The organism is Paraburkholderia aromaticivorans (assembly GCF_012689525.1).
GTDB classification, from domain to species: Bacteria; Pseudomonadota; Gammaproteobacteria; order Burkholderiales; family Burkholderiaceae; genus Paraburkholderia; species Paraburkholderia aromaticivorans_A.
Genome location: NZ_CP051516.1, coordinates 3464275 through 3482799, shown reverse-complemented (window position 1 = coordinate 3482799; position 18525 = coordinate 3464275). Strand labels below are relative to the sequence as shown.

Here is an 18525-nt window from a genome sequence, read left to right as displayed (position 1 = left end):
CAGACTGATTCTACCTGACGTGCGGGTCCGCGCCGCGGCGGCGGGTCCAGCACGTGGCCACGCAGTCGGGCGGGACGCGCCCGGCAAGCCACGAACTCGCCGCAGCCGGATGCGGCTGCCTGATCACGCGGCGTCACGCGGCGTCACGCAGCTTCACGAGACGCCGCCGACCCCATCCAGCCCGCGCCAACGCTCATTCCGGCGCGCTATCGTCCGCGGCAAACGCCGCCTTCTCGTCGGCGGCACTCAATTCGCGCAACCCATGCTGACCCATCAGACGATACAGCGTCACACGCGAAATATTCAGATCCAGCGCCGCCTCGTTCAGCCGATGACGATGGCGCAGCAGCGCCGCTTCGATCGCGCGCTTCTCGGCGGCCTCGCGCGCTTGTGAGAGCGTCATGGTCTGCTGCGCGGTGAAGTGCCCGAGATCGAAGTCGTCGGCGGAAATCAGCTTGTTTTCCGCCATCACGATCGCGCGGCGCACCCGGTTGATCAGCTCGCGGACGTTGCCGGGCCAGTTGTAGTTGTAGAGCGCCTCGATCGCCGACGGCTTGAAGCCGCGGATCTTGCGCGCGCTGTCGGTCTTGAACTTGTGCAGGATGTGCTGCGCGAGAATTTCGATGTCCTTGCGGCGCGCGCGCAGCGGCGGCTCGTCCACCCGCAGGACGCAGAGCCGGTGAAACAGGTCGGCGCGGAACTGGCCGTCGCGCATCGCGCATCGCGCCTTCCAGATCGACGTGCGTCGCGGAAATGATACGCACGTCGACGGGAATCGATTCGCGTCCGCCGAGCCGCTCGATCTTGCCTTCCTGAAGAAAGCGCAGCAGGCTCGCCTAGCTTTCGAGCGGCAGGTCGCCGATTTCGTCGAGCAGCAGCGTGCCGCCGTCGGCGGCCTCGACGCGGCCGATCTTGCGCTGATTCGCGCCGGTGAACGCGCCGCGTTCATAGCCGAATAATTCGGACTGCAGCAGATGGTGCGGAATCGCGCCGCAATTGATCGCGATGAACGGCGCCTTGCGGCGCGGCGAACGCTCGTGAATCGCGAGCGCGGTCAGTTCCTTGCCGGTGCCCGACTCGCCGGAGATGAACACGCTCGCGTCGGTGTTCGCCACTTTCCGGATGGTGCGAAAGAGTTGCTGCATGGCCTCGCAGGTGCCGACCATTTCTTCGTCGCCCGACTCGCTCATGGGCGGCGCGACTTCGGGATCGCACAGCGTCACCATGCCGTATGCGTGGCCGACCAGATAGTCGACCGTGGCGTTGGCCACCGGCACCTTGACGAAGTCGAAACAGTAGTGGCGCACGAGGCGCCGCGCCACCGATCGTCGCCACGACCGCCGAAGGCCGGCTTGTCGCGACGTCGACGGGACAGCCCGCCGCCATCTCGTTCGGCAGCGCCCGTGCCCGATGCGCTCCCGACCCCGCTCCGGCGACCGGAGCAACACTGGTCAGATGAGGTGATTCACGCACGTTCGACCTCGTATCGTTGACACGTCAGAATGTGTAGGGAAACGGCAGCCCGACCACGAAGTTCGGCGCGTCGGGCGTCAAGCCCACGGAGACCGAGCCGTTGATGGTCAGGTGCTTGTTCACGACGTGGTTCAGGCCAAAATTCAGCGCCGCGGCCGTCGTCTCGCTGCCTGGCACTTTTTCGTATGAGCCCCCGGGCGCGCGTGTCTTCGATTCGGGTGCGAGCGCCAGCGTGTACGAGATGCTGGCCGAGTCCTTGTCGGAGAATGCGAGCGCCACGCCGCCGCCGAACTGCACGATGTCGCCGAGCTTGACCGTCGCCGGCTGGGTTTGCCCCTGCACCGACGAGATGTCCGCGAACGAGCGCGCGATGTTGTACGTGTAAGAGAGGCTGCCGAACAGCACCACCGGGTCATAGGTCTTCAACAGCGAGACGCCGGCCGTGATGTTCCAGAAGCCCGTGCCGGTGGGCAGCTTGCCCGGCGCCACCAGATTGGTGTTGTTGGCGTCCAGTTGCACCAGCTTTTCGCCGAACGGCGAGGTGCCGGTCGGCGCCTTGATGCGCAGGCTGCCGACCACGTCCGGCAGGCTGTTGGTCTCCTTCAGGAACTGGTAGTAGATCCCGAAGTTGACGTCGCCGATATCGCTGCCGTTCACCGACGCATCCGACATCGTGCTCGCCGCGCCGCCCGCTCCACCCACAATGAAGTTGCTATGCCGGTAGATGTACGGCACGTCGACGTCGATACTCATGCGGTCGGTCAGGCCGTAGCGCGTATCGAGGTCCGCCATCACCTGGTGCGACTTGGTCTCGCCCAGGTTGATGTTGCCGAGGAAAATCGCGTCGAGCGCGCTGACAACTGCAACTGGCGGCGATCGAGTGCTGGAGCGCGTCGGCGTTGACCCGGAAGCCGCGGCCGCGCAAACCGATGGTCTCGACGAATTTCTTCATGTCGAGCATGGAGAAGCCATTCTTGACAACGACTTCGGGCGTGGAGAACACCATCATCCGGCGGATCAGTTCGGTTTCCGGAATATCGATGCCATAGCCGTATTTGAGGAGCGTAGCCAGCGCCGCCGCACCGCAGCTGTAGTCGAACTGCTGATTGACGATGTGGCTGTAGCGGATGTCCTTCATCGAGCGCACCGTCTTTTTCAACGGAACGCCCGCCAGCGTGGACGTGTCGATGGTCGCCTGCGCGTAACTTTGGCCCACGCACAGCGTGCAGCTGGCCAGCGCTACGGCGAACTGTAGCGCCGGGTACCTCCTGAGCCCCAACATGCCGGTCTCCCCCTCTATACGCGCCGGCCGCTGCGATGGCTGCCGGCGCGTCCTCCCCCCCAACTGCTTTCTGGCTTCTTCTGCCTGTCGCCGGCTTAGTGGCCGCTGTTCAGCGCAGCGATCGCAAGGCCGTTGTGCTGCAGGTTGCCCGCGCCGCCGGCGATATTCACGCCGATGTTGCCGGATGCGTTAGCGAGCGCGTTGGAACCCAACATCGCGGTGCCCTGGAATTGACCCGTGACCGTCATGCCGGCGGTTTGCGAGTTGTCATCCGTGGCGACCATCGCCGTGGTCAGCGCGTTGCCCGGCTTGGTCGTCGTCACGGCACCGGCGAGGCTGTTGTTCTGCACGTTGCCGATACCCGAGGCGACGTTCACCCCGACGTTGCCCGTCACACCCGACAGCGAGCCATCCCCGATCGACGCATTCAGATTGAAGTTGTTGATCCGGGCGGTGCCGCTCGACGATTGCGTGCTGAAGATCTGCGCATTGCCGAACACGTTGCCGATGTCGACCGAGGCGAGCGACACGTCATTGCTCTGGGCGTTGCTGATGCCTTCCGCGATGTTGATGCCCAGGTTGCCCGAACCTTCGCTGGCCTTGTAGCCCCACACCTTGCCCTGTCCGGATGCTTCCGATGCTTCGAAGCCGCCGGCCACGCCCAACGTGTTGGCGTAGCTCGATTCCCTGTAGCCGGCCTGGAGTCCGCCGGCTGCGTGGAACGTCCCGCCGCCGCCGAACGGCGTGTTGATGCCCGAGTAGTTGTAGTTGCCGCCGATCGAGCCGCCGGCTGCGATATGGCCGCCGGCGTTCTGGCTGGTGTGCGTGAAGCCGCCGGCGATCACCGCTGCCTGCTGGCTGGTCTGATAGCCGGGGGCGTGGTTCGCCACCAGGGCAGCGCCCACGCAGACGCACAGCGCCGCATGTAGCGTCCGAAGCTTGAGCGGATGCACGAGCGGGCTCATTTCATCCCTCCAAGCGCGCCGGTGAGCGCGTTCAACAGCGGCGCCAGCGCGCCCGTCACCGACGAGGTGATGGTCCCGCCGATGCCCGGCGCGGGCAGGCCGATACCGCCGGAATTAAGCGCCACGTTGTTGCCGGTCGCCTTGCCGCTGAGGATCTGGGTGACCGCCTGCATGCCGGTGCCGCCGAGCACGCGCCGTCCGCCACGCCGCTCGACCCGTGCGCATTCGTCAGATCGGTATCGCCCACGATCTGGGCGACGGCCGGATTGAATGAGTTAGCCGGGAAAGTGGTGGCGCGCACGGCGACCGGGTCCTGACTTCTCGTCACCGGTACGAAGGCGTCGCGCGGCGTAACCGTGCGCTCGACGATGATGTCGCCAGGATTGACGGCCTGCTGTGCCATGGCGTCGACGGCAAAAGAGGCGCTGAGCAAGACCAGCACGCTTGTTAGTGCCGCCGGCAACGAGATGAGCGACGACACGCGCGACCTGAGTGCGCGCGGCATCCGGTTTGAGGCAGTCATGTCGGTCCTTGCTTGCGTCTTGTTGTCTTGCCTGCGGGCGGTGTATTTGCTGCACCGCCACCCCCTGTTTGCTTCGCTAATCTGTTCGGCTAATTTCTTTGGCTACTTTCTTTGATAGTTGGCGACGTTGCCTTGGGCGGCGCGCGCTGCGTCGATCGGAATCGGTAAAGGCGGGGGCGGGGCGATCTCGTCCCACAGCGTCACGTTGTTGCCGCTGCCGCCGTTGCCGCGCATGAGTTGCGGCGTCGCGGCCACCATCACCATGCCGACCGCGCCGCCGCGTTGCCGCGAGAGCACCTGGTCGTCGCGCGAAAAATCGTTCACGGATGCACGATCGGCCGGAATGCTCAGCGCGTTGGCGGCAAGCTGGGAGAATAGGGTGGCGGCGCGCGTCGTCGTATCGGATGAGGTGGGCGTGGCGAGCGTGGCGTTCGGGAAGATGGCGGAGCCTGCATCGGTAGATTCCGTCAGCGTGGCGGATGGAGCCTGTCCGGCTTCCTGTCCATTGGCGCCAATGGGCAGCATGATCAGTGCGATTGCGGTGCAAAGTACCGCGCATGGTGCAATGCCGCCCAGATCGATGCGGAAAGCGAGTCGCATGATGTGTCTCCTTGGTGCACAACATTTAGCGAAACGTGTGCCATCGCTCGCAATCCATTGATGCATCGGGATGCGAGTGAAAACGTCGGAGCAACAATTGAGAAATCGTACAAAAACGTTTCAGCGCTGAAACGGCGAGCAGGAAATACCTGTAATTCGTTTATTCGGGCGGTACGAACTACCTTGGGGTCTACGCCAGGAAAAGCGCTTCCACTAATGTTTTATTCGTCGGCTGAATAACTGTTTATCTCCCGCGGAGCCCTGCTGGGCAAGGTGTAGGCGATTAAATTCGCATAATTGTTTTCCAAGCGGCGCGCGTATAGTAAGCTCTCGAAAAAGAGCTTCAGATTTAAAAAAGCCCGCTAACGGGCCGTCTCAAACACACACGCCGCTTTCTTGGGGATCAGCTGTCCGCACGGAATGGAATGGCCGTTCGGTTTTTGCTATATCGCGAATCCCGAATGAGTCAGCGTGTCTGAACTTGTTTCAGGTGCGTGCGTCATCCTTAACGTTCGTTGACGAGAGGATCTGAATAATGGAACCCGCAACGCGGCAACTGATTTACGTTTCGCGCGATCCGAGCGCGGAGCTGAATACTCGGTTTCACCAGCGCGGCTGGCATGTGGAAGTCGTGGGGTCGGCGCGCGACGTGCGCCGGGCCGTTCGCGCCGGAATGGCGGCTGGCGGCCTGCTGGATCTGTCTAGCGAATTTCAGCCACACGAAATCGCCGCCTTCGAATCTTGCCTGACCATGCCGAACGTCGGCTGGGTCGCGGCCACCATGCCGGGTCAACTGCAGGACGCCGCGTTGCGCCGGCTCGTGCGCGACTACTGTTTCGACTACGTCACGGTGCCGTATTCGGGCGACCGGATCGTCGATTCGGTGGGTCACGCCTACGGCATGATTTCCCTCGGCGAAACGGCCTCCAACGATGCATCGCAAGGCGCCGAAGGCGAAATGGTCGGCTCGTGCGACGCCATGCTCGCGCTGTTCCGTTCGATCCGCAAAGTGGCGATGACCGACGCGCCGGTATTCATCTCGGGCGAATCGGGCACCGGCAAGGAACTGACGGCGGTCGCGATTCACGAGCGCTCGGCGCGGCGCAATGCGCCTTTCGTGCCGATCAACTGCGGCGCGATCCCGCCGCATCTATTGCAATCCGAACTATTCGGCTATGAACGCGGCGCGTTCACCGGCGCCAATCAACGCAAGATCGGCCGGGTGGAAGCGGCGAACGGCGGCACGCTCTTCCTCGACGAAATCGGCGACCTGCCGCTCGAAAGCCAGGCGAGCCTGCTGCGCTTCCTGCAGGAACGCAAGGTGGAGCGGCTCGGCGGGCACGGTGCGATCGACGTCGACGTGCGCATCATCTCGGCCACGCACGTGGATATGACCGCGGCGATGATCGAAGGGCGGTTCCGCTCCGACCTCTACCACCGCCTGTGCGTATTGCAGATCGATGAACCGCCGCTGCGCGCGCGCGGTAAGGATATCGAACTGCTCGCGCGGCACATGCTGGAACGTTTCAAGAAAGATGCAAGCCGCCGCTTGCGCGGCTTCGCGCCGGACGCGATCGCGGCGCTGCATAACTACGGCTGGCCGGGCAATGTGCGCGAGCTGATCAACCGCGTGCGGCGCGCCATCGTGATGTCGGAAGGGCGCGCGATCACGGCGCGCGATCTCGAGCTCGCCGAATACGTGGAGATCGTGCCGGTATCGCTCGCGCAGGCGCGGGAAGCGGCCGAACGTCAGGCGATCGAACTGGCGCTGTTGCGTCACCGCGGGCGTCTCGGCGACGCCGCGCAGGAACTCGGCATCTCGCGCGTCACGTTGTACCGGCTGCTGTGCTCGCATGGGATGCGCCATATGGAAGGGGAGCCGCTCGCCACGCCGCACGGCGAATTGCCGGCTTCGGTGCCGCATCTGTAGATCGTTTGACGGGCCTTGCGGGTCTCGTGGGCCGGTAAACGATTTCAGTGGCACTTTCAGCGCGTATCGAGCGATCCTGCGACCGGCCGCGTGCCGTCGGCTCGCGCCGAACTCGCACCCCTCGCGTCACCTTTTCCCTCGATATTTTCGATGCCGCGCGCCACGACCAGGCGTCGTCCCGCCGCGCTTGTTAAAATCGGGTTTTCCGCTCAATCTCCGTGGCGCCCGGATCGACCCGGAACGCGCCTCGTCGAAGGAACCCGAATGAAACAATACCTCGACCTCGTCCGCACGATTCTCGACACCGGCACGTGGCAGGAGAACCGCACTGGCATCCGCACCATCAGCATGCCGGGCGCGATGTTGCGCTTCGACCTTCAGCAAGGTTTTCCCGCGGTCACCACGAAAAAGCTGGCGTTCAAATCGGCGGTGGGCGAACTGGTCGGGTTCCTGCGCGCCTCGCGCAGCGCGGCGGATTTCCGCGATCTCGGCTGCAAGGTGTGGGACGCGAATGCCAACCAGAACCCGCAATGGCTCGCCAATCCCTATCGTCAGGGTCCGGACGATCTCGGCGACGTGTATGGCGTGCAGTGGCGCCAGTGGCCGGCCTACAAGGTGCTGGACGCGACCGCGGGCGCGCAGCTTGCCGACGCGACCGCACGTGGCTTCCAGGTGGTGACCGAATTCGAAGAAGACGGCACCAACAAAATCCTGCTGTACAAGGCGATCGACCAGTTGCGCCAGTGTCTGGACACGATCATGCAGAACCCGGCGGACCGGCGCATTTTGTTTCATGCGTGGAACCCCGCGGTGCTCGACCAGATCGCGTTGCCGGCTTGTCACCTGCTGTATCAGTTTCTGCCGAATGTGGTGACCAGGGAGATTTCGCTGTGCCTGTACATTCGCAGTAATGACGTCGGGCTCGGTACGCCGTTCAATCTGACCGAAGGCGCGGCGTTGCTGCATCTGGTCGGTCGTCTGACGGGTTACACGCCGCGCTGGTTCACCTATTTCATCGGTGACGCGCATATTTACGAAAACCAGCTCGACATGCTGCAGCAGCAACTCACGCGCGAGCCGTACGAAAGCCCGGCCTTCGCGATCTCCGATCGTGTGCCGGAATATGCGAAAACTCGCGTGTACGAGCCGGAATGGCTTGAAAAGATCGAGCCGTCGGATTTCTCGCTGGTCGGCTACCGGCATCACGAGCCGCTCACGGCGCCGATGGCCGTTTGATCGTCGTCGGGCCGGTAAGCGGCCCATTCGCATAAAGAAAAACCGCCGAGATGCGAATCGCGGCGGTTTTTTTATGCTCCCTGCCAACTCGCAGGCGGGAGACACTCAGCCTTTGCGATGCTCGTCGTGGTTGCCGCCGCCCGAATGCTGGTCGCCGTGCTGTGGCTGTGCTTGAGGATGCGGCTGCTGCACCTGCTGGGGGCGCGCCTCCTGGTGTGGCTGCTGTTGCGGTTGCGGTTGCGGATGAAACTCCGGCCGGGGCTGTTGTTGCACCTGCTGCTGGCGCGGCTGCTGTTGCGGCTGCGGCTGAGGCTGCGGCTGCGGCTGGGGATGGAACTCCGGCCGAGGTTGTTGCTGCACCTGCTGCTGACGCGGCTCCGGACGCGGTTCCTGGCGTGGCTGCTGCATCGGCTGCTGCACGGGCTGCGGATGATATTCCTGACGCGGTTGTTGCTGCGCCTGGATTTCTGCCGGACGCGGCGTCTGCGGCTCAGGTTGACGCTGCAACTGGGCCTGCTGCTGCTGCTGCGGCTGCGGTTGCGGCCGATTCTCCTGTTGACGCACCTGCTGCTGTTGCTGCTGGATCGCTGGGTTCTCCCCAGGACGCGCCGCTCCGTGCTGCTGCGCACCGGGCTGTTGCGCGAACTCCGGCCGTCCTGCCTGCGACTGCGCCCCGCCATGCTGCTGGGCTTGCTGCGCCATCGGCGCGTGCGGCTGAGTCCAGGCGGGCTCGTGACGCTCGTTCACAGCCGGGTTCACGCCCGACTGCTGACCCGCCTGCTGCGGCATACCGCGCTGCTGCTGCTGTGCAAACCCCGCCGGATTGCCGCCGTTCGCTTGCGGCGGACGCGGCACGCCGTTCGACGGATGTCCCGCCTCGCCAGACTGCGGCCGCTGGTTGGCCATCTGCGGCGGCATGCCCGGACGCGCTTGCGGTTCGCCGCCACGCGGCGCTTCACCTGGCCGCTGTGCGGCTTGCTGTTGCATAGCGCCAGCTCCACCCGGCGCGCTCGGCGGCATCCCTGGACGCGCTTGCTGCTCTCCGCCACGCGGTGCTTCGCCCGGCCGCTGCTGCATCCCATCCGGTCCACCCGGCGCGCCCGCTGCCATGCCCGGCGCACGTCCGGCGAGATGCGACTGCACGATCCGCACGTTCTGCACCGGCAGCGCGCTCGGTCCGCCCGCCATGTGCGCGGGCACCGAGGTCCGCACGATAGGTTGACCGCCGCCCGGCACCCGTCCGCCGCTTTGCGCGAAACGTTGCGCGAGGCTGTCGTGGTAGGCCGCCGGCATCGCCGGACTACGCGTCGCCACCACCGGACGCGTCATCACCGTCGCTGGCGGCCGGTAATTCGCGTTGCGCTGGCCCGGCCCGAAGCTCTCCCGCACCGGCGCGATGCCCGGACCGCCGGGGTTGATCTGCGCGTTGCGCCATTGCCGCGGATCGACCTTCTGGGCAAAGCGCCCGACCGGCTGGCCGTGCACGAAGGCCGTCGCCGGCACTGCGGTCACGGCGCCCGGCGCCCGGTAGTTGATGTACGTGTTGTGAATGTTGGTCACATTCACATTGCGGTTGTAGTTGTTGACGATCGTCGTCCGGTTGACGCGGTTGTAGTAACCGGGACTCCAGTGATCGTGACCGCCCCAATGCGGATGCCACGGCTCGCCCGGCCCGAGCGGGAACCACGCGACGCCAGCTGCGATCGCTCCGCCGATCGCCAGATCCACCCCCCAGTTTGGGCCGCCGCCACCGCCACCCACGAAGGCGACCAGCGCCGGCGCGTAGACGGGCGGCTCGCTGACCGCGACCGGCCCCGGCACCCATGCCCACGTGTCGTCGACCTGGGCCCAGCGGCCGTAGTGGTAGGGCGCGAAGCCCCACGGTGCGTCGTCGACCCAGGTCCAGCCCCACGGCGCCTGCCAGACCCAATGGCCGTCGTGATACGGCGCCCAGCCGGCGGGCGTGCCGCGCGGCACCCACACTTCGCCGTATTGCGGCGAGCTTTGCCATGTGCCGTTGGCGTCGAGATCCTGGTAGCCGGGAATGTCGCGCGACACGTAGCGCGCCGACACCGAGCGGTCTTCCGACGCGTCGCGGCCGGCGGCCCACTGATCGAAGCCGTCGAGACCGGGCGCGCCATTGTCGGCGACCTGTTGCAGGTTGGTGCCGCCGAAGCGGATCTGCTGGCCGGCGGCGAGCGGCACCTGGCCGCTGTCGCCATAGACCGTGGCGCCGCCGCTGCGGACGGTGACGGTCGTGCTGCTGCCGTCCGGCGCGACGTCGAGGCGATAGTCGCCGGGACCGTCCAGGCTGAGCGCGAGATTCGGCGTGTCGATCTCATAGGACGAGCCCGGCGCGAGTTCGCGCACGCGCGCCGACAACGTGCCTTGCGCGACTTTGAGCTGGGCGCTGTTGTCGTCGAGATTGAGCAGGTCGAGACTGGTGGACGGCCCGAGGCGCACCGCGGTCGAGCCGATATGCAGCTCGGAGCGCGCGTTCTGATCGTTCCACAACTGGTCGCCGGTGGTGAGCGGGCGGTTGATCTGCGCGTACGACCAGTCGGTGGCGCCGGCCGCTTCGGCGGTCACGGCGCCCGCCGTGTAGTTCAGGCGCGCGACGCGGCCGGGCGGATCGGTGTTCTGCGTGGCGGCGGCGCTCTGCGGCGCCTCCTCGATTTCCTGAGCGAAGGTGGCCTGGCCTGCCAGCAGGAAGGTGGCGGCTGCGATCAGCGTATAGCCGATAGCCCGGCGGTTCGAATAGCGGTGTGGGGTGACTGTTCTCATGATTTAGCTCCGACGGACGCGGCATCGTGCGGCATCCGTGCAGTCACTGTACCCGTGGCGTTTGTTTCAAGACTCCCACTTTTGTAAGGCTGCCTCATCACCGTGTAACAAAAGGTCTCGATAAGGCGATTCGTAAGCTGATTGCGGATTTCCTGTAACCGCATCAGGGAGTCTGGCGCGCCTCACGCAGCGAGAAACGCGTCGAAATGACGATGCCCGGCCGGCGTGATGCGCAGAATTCGCGGCCGCTCGGCGCGCTCGACCCAGCCGTGCGATGTCCACGAATCGAGCAGCGCGGCGCCGAGGGCGCCGCCCAGGTGCGGACGCCGTTCGCTCCAGTCGGGGCAGGTGCACGCAAAGCGGCGGCGCCGGCTTTTCTGGGCCGACATGTCGATGCCCCAGTCGGCGAGGCGGGCGACGCCGTCGGCGGTGGCTTCCAGCGACGTGCCGTGCAGCGTCAGCAGCCCGCGTTCGACCAGCCGCTCGAACACGCGCACCGACAATTCGCCGGCCATATGGTCGTAGCAGGTGCGCGCGTAACGCATGTCGAGCGGCACGGTGCGCACGGGGCGCGGCACGGGACGCTGGGACGCGCTGACTTGTGCGACGTTGGCGAGCGCTTCGATCGACGCGGCGATATCCGGCGACGCGATCCGGAAATAGCGATGCCGGCCGCGCACTTCGAGCGCGAGCAGACCGCCGTCGGTCAGGCGCGCGAGATGGGCGCTGGCCGCCGATGGCGAGAGCCCGGCGATCATCGTCAGTTCGCCGGCCGGTCGGGCGCTGCCGTCCATCAGCGCCCACAGCATGGCGGCGCGGCCGGGGTCGGCGAGCAGTGCGCCGATGCGGCTCAAGCCGGGGAAATGGTTCTGTTGGTCTGCGAGGGTGGCGGGCATCTGACGTCTCCGGAGAGCGGCGCGGTTGCCGCGCCATGCAGTCCACTGTATCGGGCTGCGCGATTCGATGTTTCAGCTTAGCGTGAAGCGTCGAATGCGGTAGCTACGAAAACCTGGTAGGCGTGCGCGCAGCGCAGGTGGGCGGCGGCCCCCAAGCCCCGCTTTGGCGGCGCAGGACCGCTGCTGTCACACATGCCACGCTTTGGTGCCGCCCAGTATCGCCAGGCTAGAATCAAAACCTGTCCTAGCAGGAAACACGCAGCCATGAAAACTCTTCTTGCCGTCGTTGCCGCGGCCTTGCTGCTCGGCGCATGCGCGCAGGGCGGCGCCGCGTCGGGATCGGGCGCGGGCACCGGCAGCATCACGATGTACGGCACCATCGACGAAGGCATCTCGGTCCGCAAATAGACGGCTGGCGAGCGCCTCGACAGGCAGCGGTCAGCGATTAGTCACGGCTGGCAGAAATTGATGCATCATTGTCATCTCTGCCATCGGCGCCCATGTGACGATCCGGTCATCTCACTTCCGCCGCCCGGGACCTCTCGATGCCACCGTCCGCTGCTTCCGCTGCTTCCACCGTCCCCATCCGTTCAACCGGCCTGCGCGACACCGATCCGCACGACCGGCGTGCCGCGCGCGTGCTGGCCGTGTGCCAGGCGCTGTACACCTCATCGGTATCGATCGATCTGACCTTGACCGGTCTGGTCGGCTACACGCTCGCCGACGACAAGGCGCTCGCCACGCTGCCGTTCTCGCTGATCACCGTCGCCGCCGCGCTGACGACCATCTTCGCGTCGTTCCTGATGGCGCGCATCGGCCGGCGCGCGGGCTTCGTGCTCGGCGCGGGCGTCGGCGCGCTCGGCGGCGCGATATCCGTGTGGGCAATCTTTCACCAAAGTTTCTGGGCCTTCTGCGCCGGCACGGCGACGGTCGGCGTGTTCCAGGCGTTCGCGCAGTACTACCGGCTCGCCGCCGCCGACGCGGTCGGCGTCGAAGATAAAAGCCGCGCGATTTCAACCGTACTGGCCGGCGGCGTGGTGGCCGCCGTCTGCGGACCGCTGCTTGCCGCGTGGAGCAAGGACTGGCTGGCGCCGGTCGCATTCGCGGGTTCGTATGCGCTGGTGACGGGCTTCGGGCTTTTATCGATTGCCTTGCTGGCGCTGCTGTATCGCGACGCGGCGCCTATCGTGAGCACGTCGGCGACTCACGAGGCGGCGCGGCCGCTCGGCGAGATCGTGCGGCAGCCGATCTTCGCGGCGGCGCTCGCCAACAACGCGCTCGGCTACGCCGTGATGATGTTCGTGATGACCGCGACGCCGATCGCCGCGGTCGCCTGCGGCCACACGATCGGCGACGGCGCGGAAATCATCCAGTGGCACCTGGTCGGCATGTTCGCGCCGTCGCTCTTTTCCGCGCGGCTGATCAAACACTTCGGCGTGCTGCGGGTGATCGGCGCGGGCATTGCGCTGTCGGCGCTGTGCGGCGTACTCGCCTTGCGTTCGACCGATCTGCCGCATTTCTACGCGGCGCTTGCCTGTCTCGGCGTGGGTTGGAATTTTATGTTCGTCGGCGGCTCGACGCTGCTCGCGCAATCGTACCGGCCGTCGGAGCGTGCCAAGACGCAGGCCACCAGCGAGTTCACGACGTTCGCGTTTTCCGCGCTGGGTTCCCTGTTTGCAGGTCAATTGCTGGCCCGTTTCGGCTGGGCGACGATCAATGCCGCGATATTTCCGCTGCTCGCGGCAGCGGCGCTGGCCACGCTTGGGTACGCGTGGTCGCGTAAGCGTCGGTTAATGACGGAGGTGTCCTGATGGTGGCGCGTCATATCGTTTTCGCGGTCGCACCGGATCTGGTGCTGCTCGACGCCTGCGGACCGCTGGAGGCGTTCTGGCGCGCGGAGTTGACCGTCGCCGGGACGGCGGGCCCGAGTGCCGGCCGTGTCGTGGACGGTGACGAGGGAGCCGCGCACGACGCGGGCCGAGCCGACATTTCGACCAATGCGGCCAACTCGGCTGCTTACGCGCCGCAACCCGTGGCCTACCGCACGACAGTGGCCTCGATCGACGGCGGCATACTGCAGACTTTCCCGGGCCTGCCGATTGTCACCGAACGGCTCGATTCACTCGACGATCAGCCGATCGATACGCTGATCGTTCCCGGCGTCCCCGTCGACGAACACTGCACGCTGCAGCCGGAACTCGTCGCGTGGATCAGGCGCCATGCGCCGCGGGCGCGGCGCGTGTGCTCGGTGTGCACCGGCGCGTTCTATCTGGCGGCAGCGGGCCTGCTCGACGGGCGCCGCGCGACCACGCACTGGCGCGACGCGACGCGCCTCGCGGGCCGCTTTCCCAACGTCCACGTGGATGCCGATCCGATCTTTATCCGCGATGCCGGGCGTCACGAAGGCGATGGCGTCGTCTGGACCTCGGCGGGCGTGACGGCGGGCATCGATCTGGCACTGGCGTTGATCGAGGAGGACGTCGGTCACGCGGTCGCGATGCAGGCGGCGCGGCGGCTGGTGGTTTTCATGAAGCGGCCCGGCGGCCAGTCGCAGTACAGCGCGGCGCTGGCGGCGCAGGCCTCGGCGAACGGGCCGTTCGAGGCGCTACATAGCTGGATGACGGCGCATTTGCGCGACGACCTGTCGGTCGAGCGGCTCGCCGAACGGACCCGGATGAGCCCGCGCACCTTCGCGCGGCGCTACGTCGACGAGGTCGGCCGCACGCCGGCTAAAACCGTCTCGGCGCTGCGGCTGGAAGCGGCGTCGCGCGCGCTCGCCGAATCGCGCCGGCCGCTCAAGCGAATCGCGCTCGACTGCGGCTTCGGCAGCGAACAGAACTTGCGGCGGGCTTTTTTGCGGCGTTTCGGCGTGCTGCCGCTCGATTATCGTGAGCGCTTCATGTCGGCGGTCGCGCCGCGCGGCGCGGCTGTTTCCGAAGTCGCGTCCGAGATTGCCGAGGCGAGTTGAACGCGCTTTCCCAGCCGAAAGCTCCTCGAAAGCCAAAGCCGCGCTCTCACCGGATTTCTCCCGCGCGCCGCATCCCAGCCACGACGGGTCAATATTGCGCTCGTATAATCGCCTCCTTTCAATGCATCCGATTGATCGGAGTCAAGATGAGCACCCCTCCCGTAGCGCCGCTGGACCGTTCCGAAACCACCTTCCGCTTTCTGGCCGAGCCGAGTTCGGTCAATTTCGGCGGCAAGGTGCACGGCGGCGCGTTGATGAAGTGGATCGACGAGACCGCGTACGCGTGCTCGGCGGTGTGGTCCGGGCGCTATTGCGTGACGGTCAGCGTGGGCAACATCCGCTTTCGCCGGCCGATTCTGGTCGGCAACCTGGTCGAGTTGCGCGCCCGGGTCGTGGCCACGGGCCGCACCAGCATGCACATTCACGTGTCGGTGCAGGCGGGCGACCCGAAGGGCGGCGAACTGCTGCAAACCACGGATTGTCTGATCGTGATGGTCGCCGTCAACGAGAACGGCCAGCCGGTGCCGGTGCCGGCGTTCGTGCCGGAGACGGACGAACAGAAGCGCCTCGCCAAGTACGCGATAGACGTGAAGGAAGCGCTCGACGCGATCGTCGAACTCAAGCCGGAAGAAGTGGCGCAAGGGAAGGTTTGAGCGACGCCTGAAGGCGCCGCTCGTGGGCCGCGTGAAGTTGAGATCCGCGCGGCCTACTGTTGTTTTGAATCACGCTTCTCAGCCGGGCTCGCGGCCTGCCAGGCCGCCCGCCCGTGCGTGATCACGCAGCCGCTTAACTCGCCGAATTGCCGACCATATCCTTCGGCTGCACCCACTCATCGAACTGCTGCTCGGTGACGAAACCGAGCGCCAGCGCCGAGGCCTTCAGCGTGGTGCCTTCCTTGTGCGCCTTTTTGGCGATCTTCGCGGCCTTGTCGTAGCCGATGTGCGGATTGAGCGCCGTCACCAGCATCAGCGATTCGTTGAGCAAGGTATCGATGCGCTCGTGATTCGGCTCGATGCCGACCGCGCAGTTGTCGTTGAAACTGTGCGCGCCGTCGGCGAGCAGGCGGACCGATTGCAGCACGTTGTGCGCGATCATCGGTCGGAACACGTTCAATTCGAAGTTGCCGCTCGCGCCGCCGATATTCACCGCGACGTCGTTGCCGAACACCTGCGCGCACAGCATCGTCAACGCTTCGGACTGGGTCGGATTGACCTTGCCCGGCATGATCGAGCTGCCCGGTTCGTTCTCCGGGATCGACAGTTCGCCGAGGCCGCAGCGCGGGCCGCTTGCCAGCCAGCGGATGTCGTTGGCGATCTTGTTGAGACTCGCCGCCACCGTCTTCAACGCGCCATGCGCGAACACCAGTGCGTCGGCTGCGGCCATCACTTCGAATTTGTTCGGTGCCGACACGAACGGCAAACCGGTGAGCTTGCCGATTGCCGCCGCGACCTTGTCCGCGAACTGCGGATGCGCGTTCAAACCAGTGCCGACCGCGGTGCCGCCCTGCGCCAGTTCGTACAGATGCGGCAGCGCCGATTCCACGTGACGAATGCCATGATCGAGTTGCGCGACGTAGCCCGAAAACTCCTGGCCGAGCGTAAGCGGCGTGGCGTCCTGCAAGTGCGTGCGGCCGATCTTGACGATGTCGACGAAAGCCTTCGCCTTGCCGTCGAGCGTATCGCGCAGCGTCTTCAGCGCCGGCAGCAGATGCTTGACGATCGCATACGCGGCGGCCACGTGCATGGCGGTCGGAAACACGTCGTTCGACGACTGGCCGCGATTCACGTCGTCGTTCGGATGCACTTTGCGTTCTTCGCCGCGCACGCCACCAAGCAACTCGCTCGCGCGATTCGCGATCACCTCGTTGAGGTTCATGTTGGTCTGCGTGCCGGAGCCGGTCTGCCAGACGGCGAGCGGAAATTCATCCGGATGCTTGCCGTCGATGATCTCGTCGGCGGCCTGCATGATCGCCTTCGCCTTGCTTTCGTCGAGCACGCCGAGGCCATGGTTGACTTCGGCGGCGGAACGCTTGATCACCGCCAGCGCATTGATCAGTTCAAGGGATTGCTTCTCGGTCGAAATGCGGAAATTCTGCAGTGAGCGCTGAGTCTGCGCGCCCCATAGACGAGCGTTCGGCACGGCGATCTCGCCGAACGTGTCGCGCTCCATTCGTACGTCTTCAGTCATGTTCAACTCCGCTTTTCAAAGTTCTGCGTGGACGGGCAATAGGGAGAATAGACCTGTTAGCGCATTCCGGTACAAACCGGCCTGCGGATCGAATATGTAGGTGCGGCGCGCGCCGTTTTCGACGTCGGTCCACACGAGCGGCGAGAGCGGCGCGCCGATCGAGCGCAGGTAAGCGAGTTGCGCGTCGTCCGCGAGCGTGACGCGATAGCTTTCCTCGGGCCCCGTGGCGCGCTCGAAGATTTGCGCGACCTGTTCGGCGAGCGGCGGGCTGTGGATCACCAGGGCCAGTTCCGTGTTCAGATTGGCCGAACGCGGGTCGAGGTTCATCGAGCCGATCACCAGAATCTTGCGGTCGATCACATACGTTTTCGCATGCAGGCTGGCGCGCGAACGCGAACCGACCACGCCCGCGCGCGGCGTGTTTTGCTGCGGCTTGAATTCGTATAACTCGATGCCCTGTTTCAGCAGCGGCACGCGAAACGGACTGTAGCCCGCCTGCACGGCGACCGCGTCGGTGGCGGCGAGCGAATTGGTGAGCACGGCGATGCGAACGCCGCGCTGCGTCAGTTCGCCTGCCGCCTTGACGCCCGAATCGTGCGGCACGAAGTAGGGCGAAATGATCAGGAAGTCCTTCTGCGCGTCGCGCATCAATTCGCCGAGCCGCTGCATTGGCGGACTCACATAATCCGGCGACGGATGCACGATTTTCTCCGGCGAGTCCGCTTTGAACTCGGCCGGCGCCCAGGTCAAGCCGAGCTGATCGTTGGCGATCTGCGTGGCGAGCGGGGTGGCGTTCAGCGGCTTGGCGTTGTACGGATCGGCGTTGATGCGCCAGTGCTGGCGCAAGTCGTCGCGCGTCTGGTCCAATTCCTTCGCGTCGAACTTCTGCTTGTTCAGCACGCGCAACGGATAGGCGATGCTGCTGTTCCAGTAGTCGTCGAAACTCGCGGAGACGTCGGCGGTGATCGGACCGGCGGCCAGCACGTCGAGATCGCGGAACTGCAGCGTTTCGCTGGCGCTGAAATATTCGTCGCCGAGATTGCGGCCGCCCACGATCGCGATCTGGTTGTCCGCGATCATCGCCTTGTTATGCATGCGGCGCGTGAAATGGCCGAGCTGCGTGAACACGTTTGTCGTGCGTTCGAATACGCCTTCCTGCGCGCTGCCGAACGGATTGAAGACGCGAATCTCGATGTTGTCGTGGGAGTTCAAGCCCGCCATCACCTGGTCGATGTCCTTGAAGTTCAGGTCGTCGACCAGCATGCGAACGCGCACACCGTGATCGGCCGCATAGAGCGCGGCGCCGAGCAGCAGCTTGCCGGTGGTGTCCTCGTTCGCGATGTAGTACTGCATGTCGAGGGTTTTGGTCGCGGCGCGCGCGAGCGCGATGCGCATCTGCAAGGCGTCGGTGCCGCTTGCGAGGACACGGAAACCGGATTGATCCGGATGCGCGGCTTCGAGCGGCGCGAGCGCCGTGTGCAACGGTGTCGTTTCCGTGGCGGGGAGTGCGTGGGTGACTTGACGGTCGAATGCGGTGGCGGGAGGCCTCGTCGCGCAGGCAGTCAAAAATGCCGTTGCGCAGCACAGCAGGAAGAAGTGTCTCGTTGTCCCCCAAGCGGACTTCCTTTGGGGCATGCCGGACGCGCACGTGTGTTGCAGTGCGGCCCAGCTTTGATCTTGA

12 protein-coding genes and 5 pseudogenes are annotated in these 18525 nt (G+C 65.4%); 7 read left to right on the top strand and 10 right to left on the bottom strand.

Annotation, left to right across the window (positions count from 1 at the left end):
* Positions 1-193: 193 nt before the first annotated feature.
* From HF916_RS43825 to HF916_RS43805, 5 pseudogenes are all read right to left on the bottom strand, one after another.
* Positions 194-1316 (bottom strand): annotated as a pseudogene (locus tag HF916_RS43825) (sigma 54-interacting transcriptional regulator); the annotation flags it as partial.
* Positions 1317-1497: 181 nt separating this feature from the next.
* Positions 1498-2351, bottom strand: a pseudogene (locus HF916_RS43820) (hypothetical protein); the annotation flags it as partial.
* 2 nt (positions 2352-2353) lie between these two features.
* Positions 2354-2755, bottom strand: a pseudogene (locus tag HF916_RS43815) (C39 family peptidase); the annotation flags it as partial.
* Positions 2756-2850: 95 nt separating this feature from the next.
* Positions 2851-3657 (bottom strand): annotated as a pseudogene (locus HF916_RS43810) (hypothetical protein); the annotation flags it as partial.
* A 59-nt stretch (positions 3658-3716) separates the two neighbouring features.
* Positions 3717-4123, bottom strand: a pseudogene (locus HF916_RS43805) (hypothetical protein).
* Here HF916_RS43805 and HF916_RS51265 point away from each other — a divergent pair.
* The gene (locus HF916_RS51265; protein ID WP_240975883.1) at positions 4077-4358 is read left to right on the top strand and encodes a hypothetical protein; all 282 of its coding nucleotides are present in this window, start codon (positions 4077-4079) and stop codon (positions 4356-4358) included. The pseudogene HF916_RS43805 and the gene HF916_RS51265 sit on opposite strands and share 47 nt — an antisense overlap.
* Here the strand turns inward: HF916_RS51265 and HF916_RS43800 are convergent.
* Complete coding sequence (locus HF916_RS43800; RefSeq protein WP_168794851.1) at positions 4346-4843, bottom strand: hypothetical protein; 498 nt, start codon at positions 4841-4843, stop codon at positions 4346-4348. The genes HF916_RS51265 and HF916_RS43800 overlap by 13 nt on opposite strands.
* A gap of 535 nt (positions 4844-5378) precedes the next feature.
* Here HF916_RS43800 and HF916_RS43795 point away from each other — a divergent pair.
* Complete coding sequence (locus HF916_RS43795; protein WP_106283797.1) at positions 5379-6773, top strand: sigma-54 dependent transcriptional regulator; 1395 nt, start codon at positions 5379-5381, stop codon at positions 6771-6773.
* A gap of 264 nt (positions 6774-7037) precedes the next feature.
* The gene (locus tag HF916_RS43790) at positions 7038-8009 is read left to right on the top strand and encodes a thymidylate synthase (RefSeq protein ID WP_168794850.1); all 972 of its coding nucleotides are present in this window, start codon (positions 7038-7040) and stop codon (positions 8007-8009) included.
* A gap of 105 nt (positions 8010-8114) precedes the next feature.
* On the opposite strand, the gene HF916_RS43785 is transcribed toward HF916_RS43790, so the two are convergent.
* Both HF916_RS43785 and HF916_RS43780 read right to left on the bottom strand, forming a co-directional pair.
* Entirely contained in the window at positions 8115-10793 is a 2679-nt protein-coding gene (locus tag HF916_RS43785) for a DUF6600 domain-containing protein (protein ID WP_168794849.1), read from the bottom strand.
* A gap of 182 nt (positions 10794-10975) precedes the next feature.
* Positions 10976-11689: an ArsR/SmtB family transcription factor gene (locus tag HF916_RS43780; RefSeq protein ID WP_168794848.1), complete on the bottom strand. Its 714-nt coding sequence runs from the start codon at positions 11687-11689 to the stop codon at positions 10976-10978.
* 264 nt (positions 11690-11953) lie between these two features.
* Between HF916_RS43780 and HF916_RS43775 the strand changes: the two genes are divergently transcribed.
* The 4 genes from HF916_RS43775 (at position 11954) to HF916_RS43760 (ending at position 15310) form a co-directional block, all read left to right on the top strand.
* Entirely contained in the window at positions 11954-12097 is a 144-nt protein-coding gene (locus tag HF916_RS43775; protein ID WP_168794847.1) for a hypothetical protein, read from the top strand.
* Between the two features lie 137 nt (positions 12098-12234).
* The gene (locus HF916_RS43770) at positions 12235-13500 is read left to right on the top strand and encodes an MFS transporter (protein ID WP_168794846.1); all 1266 of its coding nucleotides are present in this window, start codon (positions 12235-12237) and stop codon (positions 13498-13500) included.
* Complete coding sequence (locus HF916_RS43765) at positions 13500-14657, top strand: GlxA family transcriptional regulator (RefSeq protein WP_168794845.1); 1158 nt, start codon at positions 13500-13502, stop codon at positions 14655-14657. The genes HF916_RS43770 and HF916_RS43765 overlap by 1 nt, the downstream gene beginning before the upstream one ends.
* Positions 14658-14803: 146 nt before the next feature.
* Entirely contained in the window at positions 14804-15310 is a 507-nt protein-coding gene (locus HF916_RS43760) for an acyl-CoA thioesterase (RefSeq protein WP_168794844.1), read from the top strand.
* A gap of 133 nt (positions 15311-15443) precedes the next feature.
* Here HF916_RS43760 and fumC read toward each other — a convergent pair whose 3' ends face one another.
* Both fumC and HF916_RS43750 read right to left on the bottom strand, forming a co-directional pair.
* Positions 15444-16844 carry a class II fumarate hydratase gene (gene fumC, locus HF916_RS43755; protein ID WP_168794843.1) on the bottom strand — a complete coding sequence of 467 codons (1401 nt, stop codon included), beginning with the start codon at positions 16842-16844 and terminating at the stop codon, positions 15444-15446.
* 15 nt (positions 16845-16859) lie between these two features.
* Positions 16860-18479, bottom strand: coding sequence for a phospholipase D family protein (locus tag HF916_RS43750; RefSeq protein ID WP_168795852.1), 1620 nt, complete (start codon positions 18477-18479; stop codon positions 16860-16862).
* Positions 18480-18525: the final 46 nt, after the last annotated feature.